Origin of the sequence: Chakrabartyella piscis (assembly GCA_030067835.1) — a bacterium.
Classification (GTDB): Bacteria; Bacillota; Clostridia; order Lachnospirales; family Anaerotignaceae; genus Chakrabartyella; species Chakrabartyella piscis.
The window spans coordinates 81713-98411 of sequence record CP092441.1; the positions used below are offsets into that span (position 1 = coordinate 81713).

The window sequence follows — 16699 nt, forward strand, 5'->3', positions numbered from 1 at the left end:
TGTTGTATTTACTTGTCGCCATAATGACTGCCACATTGGACAATTTTTATGGTGTTTTGTTCAATTCGATAAACAATGCGATTTTTATCATCAATACGTCTGCTCCAATAACCAGACAATTCGCCTTTAAGTGGTTCAGGTTTTCCAATGCCTTCGTAACCATTACGACTGATGTCATCAATGAGTTTGTTGATGCGTTTCAATGTTTTTTTGTCAACTGTTTGCCATCTGGTATATTCTTCCCATGCGAAATCAGAAAAGGATTTAATCATCACTTACCTCAATCAACTCATGAACTGTGCCACCAGTTGCTTCCATTTGAGCAATAGATTGTTTGAGTCTTGCCATATTTGCTTCGTTATAAAATGGATCTTGTTTCAATGCAATATCAAATGGGATACGTTGTTCACGAATGACAGTTTTGGCAAACATATTGATGGCAACAGAAGTGTTGATGCCAACTTCACTACAAAAAGTATCGAATTGTTTTTTTACATTTTCATCCATGCGAATGCTAAGCGTTGTTTGAGCCATATCAATACCACCTTTCTATATTAGTATATACATTGTAACACATTATATGCAATATAACAATACAATATCACAAAAAGGAGCGAAAAAATGAATGTTATATTATTACTGGCCTGTATGGGATTTATCACAGGCCTTTTTGTTTTGCTGAAAATATCTCCTATGGATATGACACAGAGCATTTTTAAGGCATTATCGGAAAAACCACAAACTTTGAAAGATAGCTTAAACGAAAGCACGAAGCGTAAGAAACAATCTTATTTCAAACGTGAGATTGCCGAAACCAAAGCCATCCTAGAGATGACTGGTCGCAGTCACAAGTTCCCACTGATCACTGCACTGTCTATGTTTTTGTTTGTAGTGGGTGCAAGCCTTGCCATTATGATGGGCAACTGGTTTTTAGCACCTGTCCTTGCAATCGGCTTTATGTTTTTGCCATTTTGGTATGTAAGGCTGACACAAACCTATTTCAAAAAGGATATTTCCTCAGAACTTGAAACTGCACTTAGTATCATCACCACAGGCTACCTTAGAACCGAAAATATCATGACTGCAGTGGAAGAAAACATTGCCTATCTCAATCCGCCAGTGCTGTCGGTGTTTAAGAGCTTTTTATATCAGATCAAGATGGTAAACCCCGACATCGTCAGTGCCTTACAGGAGATGAAACCTAAGATTGATAACCCAGTCTTTCGTGAATGGGTAGATGCTGTGATTTTGTGCCAAAGCGATAGAAGTCTGAAAAGTACGCTGACACCCATCACCACCAAACTCAGTGATATGCGTATCGTAAATGGTGAGCTAGAAACATTGGTGACAGCTCCACGACAGGAGTTTTTGACAATGGTAGCCTTGGTGGTTTGCAACATTCCCTTGCTGTATTTCCTAAATTCAGACTGGTATCATACCTTGATGTTTACAGTGGCAGGACAGATTGTTCTTGCCATTTGTGGCACTGCAATCTTTGTGTCAACAGCATTTGTAATCAAGCTGACACAGCCAATTGAGTATAAAAGGTAAATAAACTAAAGGCTAAGGGTGAATGGTGAATGACTTTATTAATATATACAAAAGTGAAACCCTTTAGTCTTTCACTTTTAGCCATTAGTTATTAGTCAAATTTTACGAAAGGAAAATTTTATGACAATATTTCTATTTTTATTCGGTGTGTTTCTAAGCCTTGGCATTTTCTTTGTCCTTGCCGATGTGCTGAAACTACCCACCATTGCCACTGGCAAAGCAATCATCAATGCCTCTAATCGTGGTAAACAAAAAGCCAGTGGCATAGATGTTGCCCTTGGCAATTTAAGTCTAAAGTTATCCAAGATACTCACCATCAATGAGTACAAAAGAATTCGACTACAAAATACTTTGTCGGCCGCTGGTATCTCTAAAACACCAGAGGAATACATGGCAACTTGCATTGTAAAAGCCATGCTCATGGGTGTGTTTGTAATTCCTTGCCTATTGGTAGTGCCGATGGCGGCACCTGTTTTATTGGTGCTTGCGATTTTCACCTATTTTAAGGAACTGGGCAGCGCCGATAAACTACTTGCCCAAAAGCGAGAAAGCATAGAAAGTCAGCTACCACGATTTGTAGCAACCATTACACAGGAACTGAAAAACAGTCGAGATGTATTGAAGATTTTAGAGAACTTCAAACATAGTGCTAATGAAACCTTTGCCAAGGAGCTTGATATTTTAACAGCTGATATGCGTTCCTCAAGCTATGAAACAGCACTGACAAGATTTGAAGCTCGTATCAACTCGCCTATGCTCTCCGACATTGTCCGTGGACTGATCTCGGTACTGCGTGGTGATGATGGCGCTGTGTACTTCCAAATGCTTGCCCACGATATGAAGCAGATGGAACTGCAAAATCTGAAAATGCAAGCCATGAAGATACCGCCTAAAATCCGAAAGTTTTCCTTTATCATGTTGATGTGTTTCTTGATGACCTATATCGTGATCATTATTTTCGAGATTATCAGTTCCCTCGGAACACTATTCTAGGAGGTGAAACGTGTTTAAAATACTAAGAAACAAACGTGGTGAGGGATACATGGACACAGTTGTCCTAGTTCTCTGCGCTATGCTTGTCATTGCAATGGCTGTCCGTGTATTCCCTGCGTATATCGCCAAGCAAAAGGTGGATACCTTTGCAACTGAGATACTCCGTGAGGCTGAAATTGCAGGGCGAATCGGAGCAGAAACCACTGCAGCTGAAAACAAACTGTGTGATGATTTGGGCATCTCACCAACCGTCACATGGTCTGACTATGGATACATTCAACTGGGCGATGAAATCACAGTCACTGTCGTATTGCCTGTGGAAATAGGCTTGTTCGGTGATTTTGGCTCGTTTTCCATTGACCTCCGTTCCGATGCCAGTGGTAAAAGCGAGGTGTATTGGAAATGAGTAGAATAAGGAAAATACTGCGTTCAAAGAAAGGTGAAGGCTTTCCCTTGACCATTGCCATTGTGCTTGTGCTGATTATTCTTTTCACAGGCATATCTGAATATCTGCGTTTGATGATTGTTGCCCAAGGTGTGCGAGATGCACTACAAGATGCTGTCATTGCAACTGTGACACAAAACTATGACGAAGTATATCATGGCATCCGTGAGGGATATTCTGGTGGCTATCAACCAGTGGCAGATGACTTTGAAGAATCCTTAGATTATGGGAATATATATGGTCGTCTTGCTGACACATTGGGTTTGGAATATACTGGAACATATGAGAAACGAACCAATAATAATGAATTGGAGTTTACTGTTTATGATTTAGAAGTAGAGGTTAGAAATGCTCCACTTGCAACAAGTGACGATAGCGACCAACGATTTGAAATAGATAGTTTATTGACATTGGAAGTACCTGTATCATTTGGTGGCACGTTGTTGCCATCCATGAAAATTCAATTGAAAACAACTTCTGGATATATTCCAAAGTTCTAGGTGGGAGTTTATGTAAATTGGGTATAGCTATTGAAAATTTGTTGTGATATTGTATTGGTTATCAAAATGAATATGAAAAAGAAAGGAGTCTATGACATGAAAGATAAAGTGAAAAAATGGATTGTAATTATTGGTGGAATTGTAGTGTGCGTAATGTTGGTTGCACTCATTGGAAGTACATTGCAAAAGGAAACTGTGGAAGAAGTGGAAATTGTAGAAGAACAAATGGAGGAGAAAGAGATGGTGGTAGAGGAATTGGAGCTTGACGATGACATTGTGATTGCACCACAGCCAATTCCATCCACAGCAATAGAGGATATGGAAATAGTAAATGGAGATGACGAAGGTACGGAGCAAACCATTCAACCAGATGCAGAAAAGCCCACATATACAGAGGAAGAATTGACCAATCCGTATCAAACACCAAATGGAATTCCGGTGGAACCTCCAGAAGAAGGGGAGGAACCAACACCAGTGGAAAATCAAATTCCTAGCCAGTCAACAGGTGGTCTCCCGGGGTTTGATAATGTACCTTACTTGGGTGAAAATGAAGTGATTTATGCGGAAGATATGTATCAAAATGGAAATAAAGTTGGAATTATGGATTAACAAAATAGAATATATCAATAATAGCACATGGTGATTAGCTATGTGCTTTTTTGTTGAAAGGAGAGCAGATGAAAAAAATAATAACTGCATTATGTTTGTGTTGCATTTTATCGTTAGGAAGCCTGGTTACAGTGTTTGCTACAGGAGATAGCAATATTGATTCTGGTGGTGGGAGTTTGGATAATGGAACAGCTACAAATGTATGGTCACCAGGCATGGATGGAGTAAGAGTATCAGTTGTTAGAGCAAGCGACTATAAGGTTGTAACAACATCTGTAGATATCACAAATAAGTCACCAGCCAGTACATTGTATCATTTTGGCAAAGTAAGTAAGTTGGAATACAACAGTGGAGATGCGTTATCACCTGTACAAGGCGGTTATTCTTATATTCAACCTACAGAGAGTATGCCAACTATTATTAGTGAGTATGGGAGCAATAATATTACTGCAATCAAAAGTTATTTTACAGATGAACAAGTCCTTCGTTCCATATCTGAATATGTAGGCATGGACTATGACATTCTGATTGGTGGAGATTATAAATTGTTACTAGAACCTATTGGATATTACACATTTGAAGGTGTGTTTATGGCTGCTACAGCAACAGAAACTGCTTTGTATGATGAATTGCTGGGAGGTCTTGTGAAAAGTAGATTGATTGACTTTTCTCATAAAAATTTGCCATTGTCTATGTTTTTGGAAACCAGTGACTTAGGGTATCCGGCATGGACAGGAAGTACTATTGATAGAGTGACAGATTCTGAAATCATTTCATCTTTGGGATTAGGAATTGTTCGTTTTACAGAGTTGCCAGAAGATGTAGAAGTGGAAGTGTATGATTATGAGTATCGAGTGGACACAGAGGTTATTACTTCTGTTTATGTCAAGGGTGGACAATCAGATCCAGACGATGACACCACGGTGTACTTTACCATTGATGGGACAAGGTACAGTGTGAGCAATGTGTATTACCCAAGTGGAGATGGCCAGATTGTTTGGGTGAAATGGACGACACCTTCAGAACCACAGGAAATGGTGATTGATGTTTCTGTATCAGGACCAGGTGATGTAGATAGTGCAACTATTACTTGTAATATTATTGACCTAGACGAAAATCCACCACCTAATCCAGTTGCTGATGATAGAAATGATGACTTTTCATATGAGAGTGTTCCAAATAGAGAAGAAGTATTGGAAACCAGTTGGACTATATGGGACCCTTGGTGGCAAGAGTATTGGGTGGACAATGGATATTGGAAAACAAAGCGTTGGACGGATAGTGAAGGGAATTCTCATAGCAGTAAATCATGGGTATCCAAATGGGAAGATGAAGGCTGGTGGGGTGCGATTTGTTGACTTACAAACACTATTCCATAGGATTAAAACCTATGGGCAAAAGTCCGTATAGTGCTAAAAAAGTCGGATAGCAAAAGCTATCTAACTGTAATTTTGATAGGTAGAATGATGAAGTAACGCTCTGAAATGCCTACCCTAATACTCCGATTAGCGTTGTGTAATAGCATACACAGGGTTAAAAGCTCGGTGAAGTCGGCTGTATGCACTCGCTTTAGCGACAGTAGAAATACATCGTTATTGCAAAAACAAGCTGTAAAAGGCTGTGGGTGATAGGTCGGGGGTCTATAAAATATCTATGGTGAGAATGAGAGAAATCTCTGACGAATATCTGAAAGTACGGGTCTAAAAGCCGAAGTTGTCTAACTGACGACTAAACAAATTTGTTGGTGTGTGGGGTAAAGTAAAATTCCTACCTCTGAAATACCCTATATCGTTACAGGCGATATCAGGCACACAGGCTCATAGGATACACCTACGGATATATGAAAAGATAGAAATTACGGAACAAAGGAAAGTTAGAACACGAACACAATTCATTGTGGGAAATCGACTGCTAGGTCTGTGTTAGTAGAGAAAATGAAAGTTCATATAATCTGCTTTTATCTAACTGAAAGCGGTGGCACGAGCAATGAAGTTGCTGTAATGGCAATGGAGCAACAGCCACCAGTCAATATAAACGAAAACGAATAAAACGATATTAAACAAGGTTCATTTTACGACTAAAAGATGCGGTACTCCAAAATTAAGGAGGAAGCAGACTTGTTTGAAAAACACAAAAAGAGCAAAAAGCAAATACTATGAAACAATGAATACTACGATATGCAAAAAACTTTTGATAAGTTATACAAGCAATCAAACGAGGGAAAAACTTTTAATAAATTGCTTGAAATAATAACATCAAGAAATAACATATTACTTGCTTACAGAAATATGAAATCAAATACAGGAAGTAAAACAAGTGGTGTAGATAAGTTGAATATTAAAAATATAAATGACACTGACACAGATGTGTTGGTGGAGAAAATACAGAAAATGTTTAACAATTATCACCCTGCAAGAGTTAGACGGGTAGAAATACCTAAGTCAGATGGCAGTGGAAAAATGCGACCACTTGGAATACCGACTATTACAGACAGACTAATACAACAATGTATCTTACAAGTTTTAGAGCCAATTTGCGAGGCTAAGTTCAGTGATAACAGCTATGGTTTTAGACCAAATAGAAGTTGTCAAAATGCACTAGCAAAAGCGATGAATTGTATGCAACAAAAGCATATGCACTACTGCGTTGATATTGACATCAAAGGTTTCTTTGATAATGTAAATCACGGAAAACTGTTAAAGCAGATGTGGTCATTAGGCATAAAAGATAAAAGTTTGTTATGTATTATCTCCAAAATCTTAAACAGCGAAATCGTGTTACCAACAGGCGAAGTGATTAAAAGTGATAAGGGAACTCCACAGGGAGGAATTATCAGTCCTCTACTTTCTAATATTGTTCTTAATGAACTTGATTGGTGGATAAATAATCAATGGAGCAACAAAGACCTAAAAGAAGTTACTCCAAAATTCAATAAATATGGTAGCAGAGATAGATGTTGCGAATATAGGAGAATGAGAAAGCAGACAACACTTAAAGAAATGCACATTGTAAGATATGCTGATGATTTTAAGATTTTTACAACTGATTATGCAACAGCAAAGAAAATTTTTACTGCTGTTACAAAATGGCTCAAAGAAAGACTTGACCTTGATATTAGTGAAGAAAAATCTACAATCACCAACTTAAAGAAAAACTATACAGTCTTTTTAGGATTTAAACTAAAATTACATCAGAAAAACAATAAACAAGTTGTTAAAAGTCATATGTCTGATAAAGCTAAAAAGAAAATTCTAGTAGAATATGTAAAGCAAGTAAAACAATCACAATATTCTAGTTGCCGAAATAAAGACCTTTGGTTACTCAATAGCAAGGCAATTGGATATCACAATTATTATCAAATTGCTACTGGTTGTAGCAAGGATTTTAGTAGTATCGCATTTATCGTAAGAAGAACCTTAAAATATAGGCTTGAAACAAAGAAAACAGGAACAGCAACAGGATATATCAAAGAACGCTATGGGAGCAGTAAACAACTGTCTTTTGTCGGAAAAACTGCTATTGTGCCTATTAGTTATGTACAGTTTGTTACACCATTAGACAAGAAAAGGACTATCAATAATTATACTGAGCAAGGTAGAGCAGAAATACACAAAAAACTTGCAAGTGTTGATATGACTATTCTTCACTATCTAATGGAAAATGTACCACAAGGTACAAATACAGAGTTCTACAACAATAGAATTTCGCTGTACAGTGGGCAAAACGGAAAATGTTTTGTTACAGGCAAATTACTTGAAATAGGAAATATGCACTGTCACCATAAAGTTCCAAAAAGTGTTAAAAAGGATAACAGTTACTTAAATCTGGTATGGGTTACAAAAGATGTTCATATTTTAATTCACGCTATTAAAGCTGAAACTATTGAATATTATAAAAATCATATCGGATTTGATAAAACGCAACTATCCAAAATAAACAAGCTAAGAAAACAACTGAATTTGTCCTGTATATAATTGTTAAAGCTAATTTGTGTTTAGTTTAAAGTATCGTTAGACAAGAAGAAGTTTATATTGATGGAACGCCGAGTGCGGGGAAACTCGCACGCTCGGTGTGGAGTGGGGGAAAAGTTGGAGATGACATCAAAGACTTACCTATCACTATAGTCAACTTTGACAGACCGAGTTTTATGCTGGAATGTCAACACTTTTTTGGACAATTTTTATAAGGTCAGTACCCGATATTCGGCTGGTGTTCTATAATCCAAAGAGCCATGCAAACGTATGTTATTGAACCAATGCACATAGTCTGCAAGTTCTAACTTCAATTGCTCCAAACTGACGAAATTTCGTCCTCGAACAAATTCTGTTTTGAATACCTTGAAATTGGCTTCTGCAACTGCATTATCATAGGGGCAGCCCTTCATGCTGAGGGATCGTTTGATCTGAAACACATCTAACATTTCATCAATGAGATAGTTTTTAAACTCGCTGCCTCGATCCGTATGGAACAACTCGATTTCAGATAAATTCCCTTTGATTGTTGCAAAAGCATCATATACCAACTGAGCATTTTTGTGAAGTCCTGCACTAAATCCAACGATTTCTCGGTTGAATAAATCAATTAAGATACAAACATAGTTCCATTTATAGTTCACTCGAACATACGTCAAATCCCCAACAATTACTGCATTGGGAGGCTGGTTATCAAATTGACGAGCTAGTTCGTTTTTTACTGGCGACTCATTGCATTGTTGCTTTTGTGGTTTGAACTTGGCAACGGTATAGACCGAAATTAGCCCTAAACGTTTCATAATGCGGCAAATTCTGCGTCTAGAAACCTGTTTGCCCAACTTCTTCAGCTCTTTTTTCATTTTACGACTTCCGTAGACTTCTTTATTTTCATAAAAAATCCGTTCAATTTCTTGTTCTAATTCCGTATCATCTTTCTTGGACGAAGCCTCGTAATAGTAGGTACTCCTGCTGATTTCAAGGCATTTACACATGGCTGATATAGAGTATTTGTGTCGATTTGCTCGAATTACAATTACTTTCGTCCGAATATCAGCGCCGCTTGCTTTAGTATGTCATTTTCCATTCGTAGCTGTTGTAGCTCTTTACGAAGTTTGATGAGTTCAGCTTCTTCTGGTGTGCGATTATCAGCTTCTTTTGTAGAACCAGTAGCATTGTAACGCTGTATCCAGCGATTCAGTGCCGATGGTGTTAAATCGTATTCACGATTGATATCTGCTTTCGATTTTCCGTTGTTATATAATTGAACCATCTGCTGTTTAAATTCTTCTGTAAATTCTCTTCGTTGTCGTTTTTTAGTCATGTAATCATCTCCTTATTTTATATTAGTTTTATTTTACATGACCTTATCTTTTCTGTCTAGTTAAGTATAGCCATTCCATGCTTATGCTTGAAGATATTAAGGCGAGAAAGATTGATTGCGTAGTTGTAAAAGATTTTTCACGTTTCGGGAGAAATTATATAACTGTAAGTGATTATATTGATCAGATATTTCCTTTTATGGGAGTTCGGTTTATCTCAGTTACCGATGGCTATGACAGTGCTAAGGCTAATGGCAGAACCAGTGGTATAGATGTTGCTTTTAAAAATATCATTATGAGTTTTTATAGCAAAGACTTATCAGTTAAAGTAAAAACTGCCAAAAGAAATAAGGCATTGCAAGGCAAGTTTATCGGTGGCTATCCTGTGTTTGGATACCAAAAGCAAAAAGATAATAAGCACAAATTAGAGGTTGAAGAATTATCAGCAGAAGTTGTAAAAAGAGTGTTTGAAATGGCACTAACAGGTATGACTACGGGCGAAATAGCAAGAGTATTAAATGCTGAGGGCATACCAACACCTATGACCTACAAAAATATGATAGGGCTTGAACGCAAATGGCACACTGTTTCTGATAAAGTTTATTGGAAAGATAATGATGTTTACAAGATACTTCGTAATGAGTCCTATTTAGGCAATGTGATTTATGGTAAAAGATATGTTGTTGAAGTTGGAAGTAAACAAACAAAGAAAAGCGACCCTAAAGATGTTATCTCTGTACCTAATATGCACAACCCCCTTGTTGCCTTAGAAGATTTTGAACAGGCACAAAAGGTGATTAAAGAGGTTGCTTTCAAGGAGTTATCATCGCCTAAAGTACATTTATTCTCAAAAAAGATTAGATGTGGGACTTGTAATCATTTGCTTGCCAAGAGTGCTAATAGGTACTACTGCACCACTAAAAACCATGTAGATGATATTTCGTGTTTCAAAAAGCATATCAAAGAAGAAGATATGGCTGAGATAGTATTTCAAGCAATAAAAACATTTATTACTGCGTATTTAAAGAAAAAGCAAGTACGAGGTATGAAAAAAGCTACCAATACTGTTGCTAAAATCAAAAAACAACTCAAAATTTATCATGGTAGTTTAAAGCGTTGCCAAATGGACAAAGCAAATCTTTATGATAAAAAAAATGAGGGAATCATCACAGCGAAAGAGTATTTAAAACTTAGAACCGAAAAAGATACTCTTGAAGAAGAAATACGAACGCATATTGAAAAATTAGAGCAGGAACTATCTGCTATAAGTGTTTCAGAAAATACTGCTTTGCCAAAAGATGATACCTTGATGAACTATTTGCAAAGTGAAAAGCTAACAAGAGAAATGGTTGTGTATTTTGTGGATTGCATCTATGTATATTCACAAGATGAAATCCATATTGATTGGAATTTTGATATGAGCATGACAGAAAACACCACATCGTAAAAAGTTAAAAAGACACCCCACTTTTTGTGCATTTCGTAGAAATTGCATGAAGTGGGATGTTTTTTTAAGTCTTTACTTGACACAATCAGACGAAGGGATTTCTGGTGCATCTGCTGAAAAAAGACCAGAATTCATGAAAATGATACGACATTGTAAAAATGGAAAAATAGACCTTATCATTACAAAGTCCATTAGTCGATTTGCAAGAAATACTCTGGATAGCATCGGTTATGTGCGAAAACTCAAAGCGATGGGTGTGGGGGTGCTGTTCGAGAAGGAGAATATCAACACTTTAGAAGAAAATAGTGAAGTAGTATTGACAATCCTTGCTTCCCTTGTACAAGAGGAATTGAATTCATTGAGTATGAATGTGAAGATGGGCAAACGTATGGCAATGAAAGAAGGGAAAGTTACGTTTCAATATAGTAGAATTTATGCCTATAAAAAAGGAGAAGATGGACAACCAGAAATCATACCAGAAGAAGCTATCATCATACGAAGAATTTACGAAAGTTATTTGTCAGGCGATACAACACGAGGTATTGCAGATACACTCAATGCAGAGGGAATACCTTATCGAAATAATAACAAGTGGAAAGAACCTGTTATACGCTCATTGTTATCAAATGAAAAATATTGTGGAGATGTGATTCTGCAAAAAACCTTTGTTACGGATCCTATTAGCAAAAAATGCAAAGTGAACAATGGCGAGCTCCCAAAGATTTATATTAAAAACAACCATGTTGCTATCATAGGAAGGGAGATATTCGATAGAGTGCAAGCTGAAAAAGCTAGACGTGGTGGTAAACGTAAAGTTTCCAAAACAACGATTACGGAAAGTGGTAAATACAGTAGTTTATACGCACTATCTGAAATTCTAATCTGTGGACATTGTGGTTCACCATACCGCAGAGTTGTGTGGACCAAACGAAGTGGTGAAAAGCAACCAGTATGGAGGTGTATCAATCGACTTGATTATGGTACGAAATATTGTAGCGATTCGGTCAGTGTAGATGAAGAAAGCTTACATAAAGCTATCATGGGTGCAATTTTATCATCGTATAATACAGAAAAAATAGTTCCATTCGCACTGACAAAAAATCTGAGAGATGCCATGAGAAAGCAAGTGGATGGAACAATTGATATAGGAAAACTGGAACAACAAGTGAAAGTTATGATTGATAAAATCATGCAAATAGTTGAAGAAAGTGGAGAATGCAAAAATGAATATGAATATGCACAGGCAGAAAAACAAATGCATTCCCTATCGGTTGAAGCGAGAAGAATTCAAGATATTATAGACGAGTACAAAGCGAATAATGATATTGAAAGTACCATAGAAGAAAAATTGCTGGAAGTACGAAGTTATTTAGAAAGTCAACCGCAGGATATTTTAGAGTATAATGACAGCTTGGTTAGACAGACCATAGACACCATCAAAGTGATGGACACCAATCACATTATCATCTACTTTAAAAATGGAACAGTGCATGAACAACTAATTGAATTGAAAGTGAGAAAATTGAAAAAACAATAATAATATCATGATACAGAGCAGAACCGAGAATTTGGTTCTACTTATCTAATAACAAAAAGAAGTAGAAATAATGAGAGATCCTCCCCAAAAAGAATTGTATATAATAATGAAACGCAGTGTCAGGAGATTTACAAGGTGTATAGAAAAGAATGAATTTATAAAATGTATAGAAAAAACTCTTGTAAAACTATAGCCTATATGTTATACTACGTTAGGAAATAAACATCAAGGGTGTGAGAGTTCAAATCCACCTTTGATTTTTAAATGACATCTATTCTGCGTAGATGGAATTTTTTTCAGAAATAAATCCTACGAAAAAACAAAAAAGGAAGCATATGCTTCCTTTTTTCGTTGCACAAAAACCATTTTGGTTGTAAAATACCTATAGAAAAGAATTTATATTGAGGTGACAATTTTGCAGAAAAAAGATAAAATTTTGATATTGGTGATTGTGATTGTGGGTGCTGTTATGGCGCTTTTTTTGCAATTCACAAAAGAAGATGGCGGTTTTGCAGTTGTCACAGTGGATGGTCAAATGGTGGAGGAATATTCCTTGGAAACAGATGGCACCTATACCATTGAAACAGATGCTGGTTACAATACCCTCATCATAGAAGATGGTGTTGTGCATATGTTGGATGCAGATTGTAGAGACCATATTTGCGTGGAACACATTGCCATTATGCGTACAGGTGAAACCATTGTCTGTTTGCCACATAAATTGGTGGTGGAAGTGGTTGGTGGTGCAGAAGCAACTTCAGATTTGGTGGTGGGATGATGAAAACAAGTCAAAATTCCAATAGACGAGTTGCATATTTCGGTGTGTTTGCTGCTTTGGCTTTGATGATGAGCTATGTGGAGATGTTGATACCACTTCCTTTTTTGGTGCCTGGTATGAAATTGGGGCTTGCCAATGTTGTGGTTGTGGTGGCTTTGTATCATATGGATGCAAAATCTGCATTGTTTGTGTCTGTGGTGCGTATTTTGTTGGCTGGACTCTTGTTCCAAGGCTTTGCTGGCTTGTTGTATAGTCTGTCTGGTGGTTTGATGAGTCTTTTGGCTATGGTATTGCTGAAAAAAATCAAGGGTTTCAGCATCATTGGTGTTAGCGTGGTAGGTGCTGTGTTCCATAATGTAGGTCAGATTTTGGTGGCAGCAGCGGTTGTAGAAAACCTGAAATTGTTCTACTATTTGCCTGTTTTGTTGATTTTTGCAGCGGTCACAGGCACTCTGATTGGTGTTGTGGCAGGTAGAACCTTGGCATTGGTGGAAAAGAGACAATAATCAAACACACACACAAATATAATGCACTGTAGGGGATGGGTTTCCCATCTCGCAAAACTTTGAATGACAATACGAATGCATTGTAGGGGCGATTCACGAATCGACCGTCATAAATCGCCACCAACCTACAGGAGGGCATGGAAACCCTCCCCTACGGAGCAAATGTCGAAATACGTCTGTCATTTAGAATGAAATGAGGAATCTTGGTCTTTGCTGTTCACTGGCATATTTGCCAAGCTCTATGTGTATCCTAATAGTAGCGATAGGGGGTATGCATATGGAAAAATTGGCGAAAAGTGGACTCTATTACTTGGTATTATTCATGTTGTGCTTTGTGGGTGGTAGATTGACAGCACAAAGTCAGGAGCAATCTGTGGTGGTTTCCAACACCCAAAGGGATGCAAAATTGGCAATTGTCATAGACGATTTTGGCTACAATGGAGAAGGTACCAAGGAAATGTTGGCGTTGGACATTCCATTTACAGTGGCATTGATGCCTTTTTCAGAAGATTCAGCAGAAAATGTGATTTTGGCAGAAGAAGCGGGCAAAGAAATCATCATACATATGCCCATGCAGTCCAAAACAGGTGATCCATCTTGGGTTGGAGATACTGGAATCTTTTGCAATATGACAGATGCAGAAATTGTGTCTGTGGTGGAGGAAGCCTTTGTAGTGGTGCCCAATGCTGTGGGTGTCAATAATCATATGGGTTCAGCGGTTATGGAAGATGGCAGAAGCCTAGGCGTTTTGATGGCAGAACTGTCGAAACGGGATGTGTTCTTCTTGGATAGCGTCACAACAGGTGCCAGTCTGGGTCAGGAATTGGCAGAAACAAATGACGTTTCCTTCTTGGCTCGTGATGTGTTTTTGGATAGCACCGATTCTAAGGATGAAGTCAAAGCAAATCTACGACGTGCAGCAGAAATTGCTCTTGCAAATGGAGAAGCGGTTGCCATTGGTCATGTAGGCCCAGAAGGTGGTATGGTGACAGTGGAAGCCATAGGGGAGTTGCAAGAGGAATTGGAAGACTTGGGCATTACCTTTGTTTTCGCTTCAGAATTGCAATCTTAAACTATGAATATATCATATGGGATGCTATTCATATCAACCAAAACACTACAACTTTAAATGATGCACACAACGTAGGGGATGGGTTTCCCATCCTGCAAAAAGAAAGATTCTTCATTCCATTCAGAATGACAAATTAAGTGGGCTATTGGCAACTGTCAGATGTTCTGTCATTCCGAGGTATCGAGGAATCTGAAAACAAGATTCTTCATTCCATTCAAAATGACAGCGGTTTATATGTTATCTATATCAATCAAAAAATACGAATATATCGTAGGGGATGGGTTTCCCATCCTGAACTGCGGGTTGTCGGGGACGCCAACCCCTACGATTCATTGTTCAATATATTTATAAAGGAGAAACCTATGGCACATTGGAATTCCAGAGGTCTTAGAGGCAGTGCTTTCGAGGACTGTATCAATTTCACAAATGAACAATACCAAACAATGGGGCTTGCTTTGTTGCAAAAGGTGCCAACTCCCATTACACCTGTGCAATTCGATGGGGAGAAACACGTCATCACCTTGGCATATTTTGAAAAACAGAGTACAGTGGATTACATTGGCGTTGCACAAGGGATACCCATTTGTTTCGATGCCAAAGAAACAGGTCTTGGAAATTTGCCACTACAAAATATCCATGCACATCAGGTGGAGTTTATGGAACAATTCCAAAAACAAAAGGGACTTTCTTTCTTGTTGGTGCATTTTTCAAAAATGGATGAATATTATTTGCTGCCATTTGCCACATTGCAGAAATTTTGGCAAGCAGCACAGGCAGGTGGTCGCAAATCCATACCATACGATGCATTTGACAAACGCTATGCAATTCATATGGTAAAACAAGGTGTTTTGCATTATTTGGAAGGTGTTAGCCTCTATTTGAAGGACATAGAAAATGGTGTATTTGAAAAAAATTAAAAAAAGAATTGACATTCATAAAAATTCATGATATGATATTTTGGCAGTAAGCATTATGAGTGTGGAGAAATACTCAAGAGGCTGAAGAGGTGCCCCTGCTAAGGGTATAGGTCGTTAACGCGGCGCGAGGGTTCAAATCCCTCTTTCTCCGTAGAGGAATCAATCAATTGGTTGGTTCCTTTTTTTATGCGGTTTTGTGTGATAATGCAATGTTATATTATGTAAAATGGATATGGCATGTAATGGTATTAAAACGGTTGATTCATGAATCAACCCTACAATTGCGTATTTGTATTTTGTGGTACAACGATATCATAGTTCGGTTTTGCGTGGGTGGATTCCATATCTACCTACTACAACACCACATTGTGTGAAAAAATTATCTATTTTCATTGAAATTTACGCAAATCTCTTGCAACTCCTCGGATTTTTGATATACTGATGATATAGGTAGAGGATATGAAGGAGATGATACTATGACTCATGATAAATATACCATTCAAGGTGTCAATGAAATGTGTGAACATCTGTTGGAATACAAGGACAAAACAGACTGGCGTGTGGATTTCTATAATCTTTATGACGATTTGCTTTTGACCTTTGAAAGCGATGAAGAAACCTTGGAAAATCTAAAAGATCCAACTACTGCTTATAATATGGTGGTAGAATGGATGGATGTTGCTTTGATGATGGGAAAAGAATATTAAGCGAAGCAAGTTCGCTCAGTGAAGAGCGAAGAATGAATAGTGAATAGTTTGTTTGCAAACAAAAAGACGATATCATCAACGGTACCGTCTTTTTTTTGTAAAATTATGGCGGATATGGAATCCGCCCCTACCATCTAGTTAAGATTAAAAGTTTACATTTAGTCAATGTAGAGTTGGGTCTTGACCCAACCGCACAACGGTCAAATCTACGGTGCAAAGCACCACCTTCGTTCCTTACAAATAACGATTGTAAAGTTTTGGATTTAACAGAGTATTACAACAGCAAATGGTTTTCAACTATTCACCATGCAATCTTAGTTTTTCACTGTGGGTGAATCCCACCTGTC

17 protein-coding genes and 1 tRNA gene are annotated in these 16699 nt (G+C 37.7%); 15 read left to right on the forward strand and 3 right to left on the reverse strand.

Annotation, left to right across the window (positions count from 1 at the left end; genetic code table 11):
- Positions 1–8: 8 nt before the first annotated feature.
- Together MJY40_RS00455 and MJY40_RS00460 are read right to left on the reverse strand one after the other, a co-directional pair.
- A complete protein-coding gene (locus MJY40_RS00455) occupies positions 9–272 on the reverse strand; it encodes a Txe/YoeB family addiction module toxin (RefSeq protein ID WP_317855132.1) in 264 nt (87 codons plus the stop codon).
- On the reverse strand, positions 265–534 hold the full coding sequence (locus tag MJY40_RS00460; protein WP_317855133.1) for a type II toxin-antitoxin system RelB/DinJ family antitoxin: 270 nt from the start codon (positions 532–534) through the stop codon (positions 265–267). Before MJY40_RS00460 ends, MJY40_RS00455 begins: the two co-directional genes overlap by 8 nt.
- An 87-nt stretch (positions 535–621) precedes the next feature.
- Between MJY40_RS00460 and MJY40_RS00465 the strand changes: the two genes are divergently transcribed.
- From MJY40_RS00465 to ltrA, 7 genes are all read left to right on the forward strand, one after another.
- The gene (locus MJY40_RS00465) at positions 622–1551 is read left to right on the forward strand and encodes a type II secretion system F family protein (protein WP_317855134.1); all 930 of its coding nucleotides are present in this window, start codon (positions 622–624) and stop codon (positions 1549–1551) included.
- A 120-nt stretch (positions 1552–1671) separates the two neighbouring features.
- Complete coding sequence (locus MJY40_RS00470; RefSeq protein ID WP_317855135.1) at positions 1672–2544, forward strand: secretion protein F; 873 nt, start codon at positions 1672–1674, stop codon at positions 2542–2544.
- A 49-nt stretch (positions 2545–2593) separates the two neighbouring features.
- A complete protein-coding gene (locus MJY40_RS00475; protein ID WP_465221471.1) occupies positions 2594–2950 on the forward strand; it encodes a DUF4320 family protein in 357 nt (118 codons plus the stop codon).
- Entirely contained in the window at positions 2947–3489 is a 543-nt protein-coding gene (locus MJY40_RS00480) for a hypothetical protein (protein ID WP_317855137.1), read from the forward strand. Before MJY40_RS00475 ends, MJY40_RS00480 begins: the two co-directional genes overlap by 4 nt.
- 96 nt (positions 3490–3585) lie before the next feature.
- Positions 3586–4098 (forward strand): DUF6550 family protein, encoded by a 513-nt coding sequence (locus tag MJY40_RS00485; protein ID WP_317855138.1) that lies wholly within the window; start codon positions 3586–3588, stop codon positions 4096–4098.
- Positions 4099–4166: 68 nt separating this feature from the next.
- Positions 4167–5456: a DUF8193 domain-containing protein gene (locus tag MJY40_RS00490; protein WP_317855139.1), complete on the forward strand. Its 1290-nt coding sequence runs from the start codon at positions 4167–4169 to the stop codon at positions 5454–5456.
- A gap of 819 nt (positions 5457–6275) precedes the next feature.
- On the forward strand, positions 6276–8072 hold the full coding sequence (ltrA, locus tag MJY40_RS00495) for a group II intron reverse transcriptase/maturase (RefSeq protein ID WP_317855140.1): 1797 nt from the start codon (positions 6276–6278) through the stop codon (positions 8070–8072).
- 206 nt (positions 8073–8278) lie between these two features.
- Here ltrA and MJY40_RS00500 read toward each other — a convergent pair.
- Positions 8279–9390 (reverse strand): IS3 family transposase gene (locus tag MJY40_RS00500; protein WP_317853734.1). Its coding sequence is split into 2 segments (ribosomal slippage): positions 8279–9138 and positions 9138–9390, totalling 1113 coding nucleotides; the frame shifts between segments, so codons are not numbered across the junction.
- A 77-nt stretch (positions 9391–9467) separates the two neighbouring features.
- Here MJY40_RS00500 and MJY40_RS00505 point away from each other — a divergent pair.
- The 8 genes from MJY40_RS00505 to MJY40_RS00540 all read left to right on the forward strand — a co-directional run bounded on the left by MJY40_RS00505 (position 9468) and on the right by MJY40_RS00540 (position 16352).
- The gene (locus MJY40_RS00505) at positions 9468–10835 is read left to right on the forward strand and encodes a recombinase family protein (RefSeq protein ID WP_317855141.1); all 1368 of its coding nucleotides are present in this window, start codon (positions 9468–9470) and stop codon (positions 10833–10835) included.
- A gap of 46 nt (positions 10836–10881) precedes the next feature.
- Positions 10882–12372 (forward strand): recombinase family protein, encoded by a 1491-nt coding sequence (locus MJY40_RS00510; protein WP_317855142.1) that lies wholly within the window; start codon positions 10882–10884, stop codon positions 12370–12372.
- Between the two features lie 415 nt (positions 12373–12787).
- Complete coding sequence (locus MJY40_RS00515; protein ID WP_317855143.1) at positions 12788–13150, forward strand: NusG domain II-containing protein; 363 nt, start codon at positions 12788–12790, stop codon at positions 13148–13150.
- A complete protein-coding gene (locus tag MJY40_RS00520; protein WP_317855144.1) occupies positions 13147–13656 on the forward strand; it encodes a Gx transporter family protein in 510 nt (169 codons plus the stop codon). The genes MJY40_RS00515 and MJY40_RS00520 overlap by 4 nt, the downstream gene beginning before the upstream one ends.
- Before the next feature lie 277 nt (positions 13657–13933).
- Complete coding sequence (locus tag MJY40_RS00525; protein WP_317855145.1) at positions 13934–14728, forward strand: divergent polysaccharide deacetylase family protein; 795 nt, start codon at positions 13934–13936, stop codon at positions 14726–14728.
- Between the two features lie 362 nt (positions 14729–15090).
- A complete protein-coding gene (locus MJY40_RS00530; RefSeq protein WP_317855146.1) occupies positions 15091–15645 on the forward strand; it encodes a Holliday junction resolvase RecU in 555 nt (184 codons plus the stop codon).
- Positions 15646–15708: 63 nt separating this feature from the next.
- Positions 15709–15796: transfer RNA gene (locus tag MJY40_RS00535), tRNA-Ser, on the forward strand.
- 325 nt (positions 15797–16121) lie between these two features.
- The gene (locus MJY40_RS00540) at positions 16122–16352 is read left to right on the forward strand and encodes a hypothetical protein (RefSeq protein WP_317855147.1); all 231 of its coding nucleotides are present in this window, start codon (positions 16122–16124) and stop codon (positions 16350–16352) included.
- Positions 16353–16699 lie beyond the last annotated feature (347 nt).

Bases quoted from the DNA above. Each gene is read 5' to 3' on its own strand.
- MJY40_RS00455 (WP_317855132.1), bottom strand. From the start codon at position 272: ATGATTAAATCCTTTTCTGATTTCGCATGGGAAGAATATACCAGATGG.
- MJY40_RS00460 (WP_317855133.1), bottom strand. From the start codon at position 534: ATGGCTCAAACAACGCTTAGCATTCGCATGGATGAAAATGTAAAAAAA.
- MJY40_RS00465 (WP_317855134.1), top strand. From the start codon at position 622: ATGAATGTTATATTATTACTGGCCTGTATGGGATTTATCACAGGCCTT.
- MJY40_RS00470 (WP_317855135.1), top strand. From the start codon at position 1,672: ATGACAATATTTCTATTTTTATTCGGTGTGTTTCTAAGCCTTGGCATT.
- MJY40_RS00475 (WP_465221471.1), top strand. From the start codon at position 2,594: ATGGACACAGTTGTCCTAGTTCTCTGCGCTATGCTTGTCATTGCAATG.
- MJY40_RS00480 (WP_317855137.1), top strand. From the start codon at position 2,947: ATGAGTAGAATAAGGAAAATACTGCGTTCAAAGAAAGGTGAAGGCTTT.
- MJY40_RS00485 (WP_317855138.1), top strand. From the start codon at position 3,586: ATGAAAGATAAAGTGAAAAAATGGATTGTAATTATTGGTGGAATTGTA.
- MJY40_RS00490 (WP_317855139.1), top strand. From the start codon at position 4,167: ATGAAAAAAATAATAACTGCATTATGTTTGTGTTGCATTTTATCGTTA.
- ltrA (WP_317855140.1), top strand. From the start codon at position 6,276: ATGCAAAAAACTTTTGATAAGTTATACAAGCAATCAAACGAGGGAAAA.
- MJY40_RS00505 (WP_317855141.1), top strand. From the start codon at position 9,468: ATGCTTATGCTTGAAGATATTAAGGCGAGAAAGATTGATTGCGTAGTT.
- MJY40_RS00510 (WP_317855142.1), top strand. From the start codon at position 10,882: ATGAAGTGGGATGTTTTTTTAAGTCTTTACTTGACACAATCAGACGAA.
- MJY40_RS00520 (WP_317855144.1), top strand. From the start codon at position 13,147: ATGATGAAAACAAGTCAAAATTCCAATAGACGAGTTGCATATTTCGGT.
- MJY40_RS00525 (WP_317855145.1), top strand. From the start codon at position 13,934: ATGGAAAAATTGGCGAAAAGTGGACTCTATTACTTGGTATTATTCATG.
- MJY40_RS00530 (WP_317855146.1), top strand. From the start codon at position 15,091: ATGGCACATTGGAATTCCAGAGGTCTTAGAGGCAGTGCTTTCGAGGAC.
- MJY40_RS00540 (WP_317855147.1), top strand. From the start codon at position 16,122: ATGACTCATGATAAATATACCATTCAAGGTGTCAATGAAATGTGTGAA.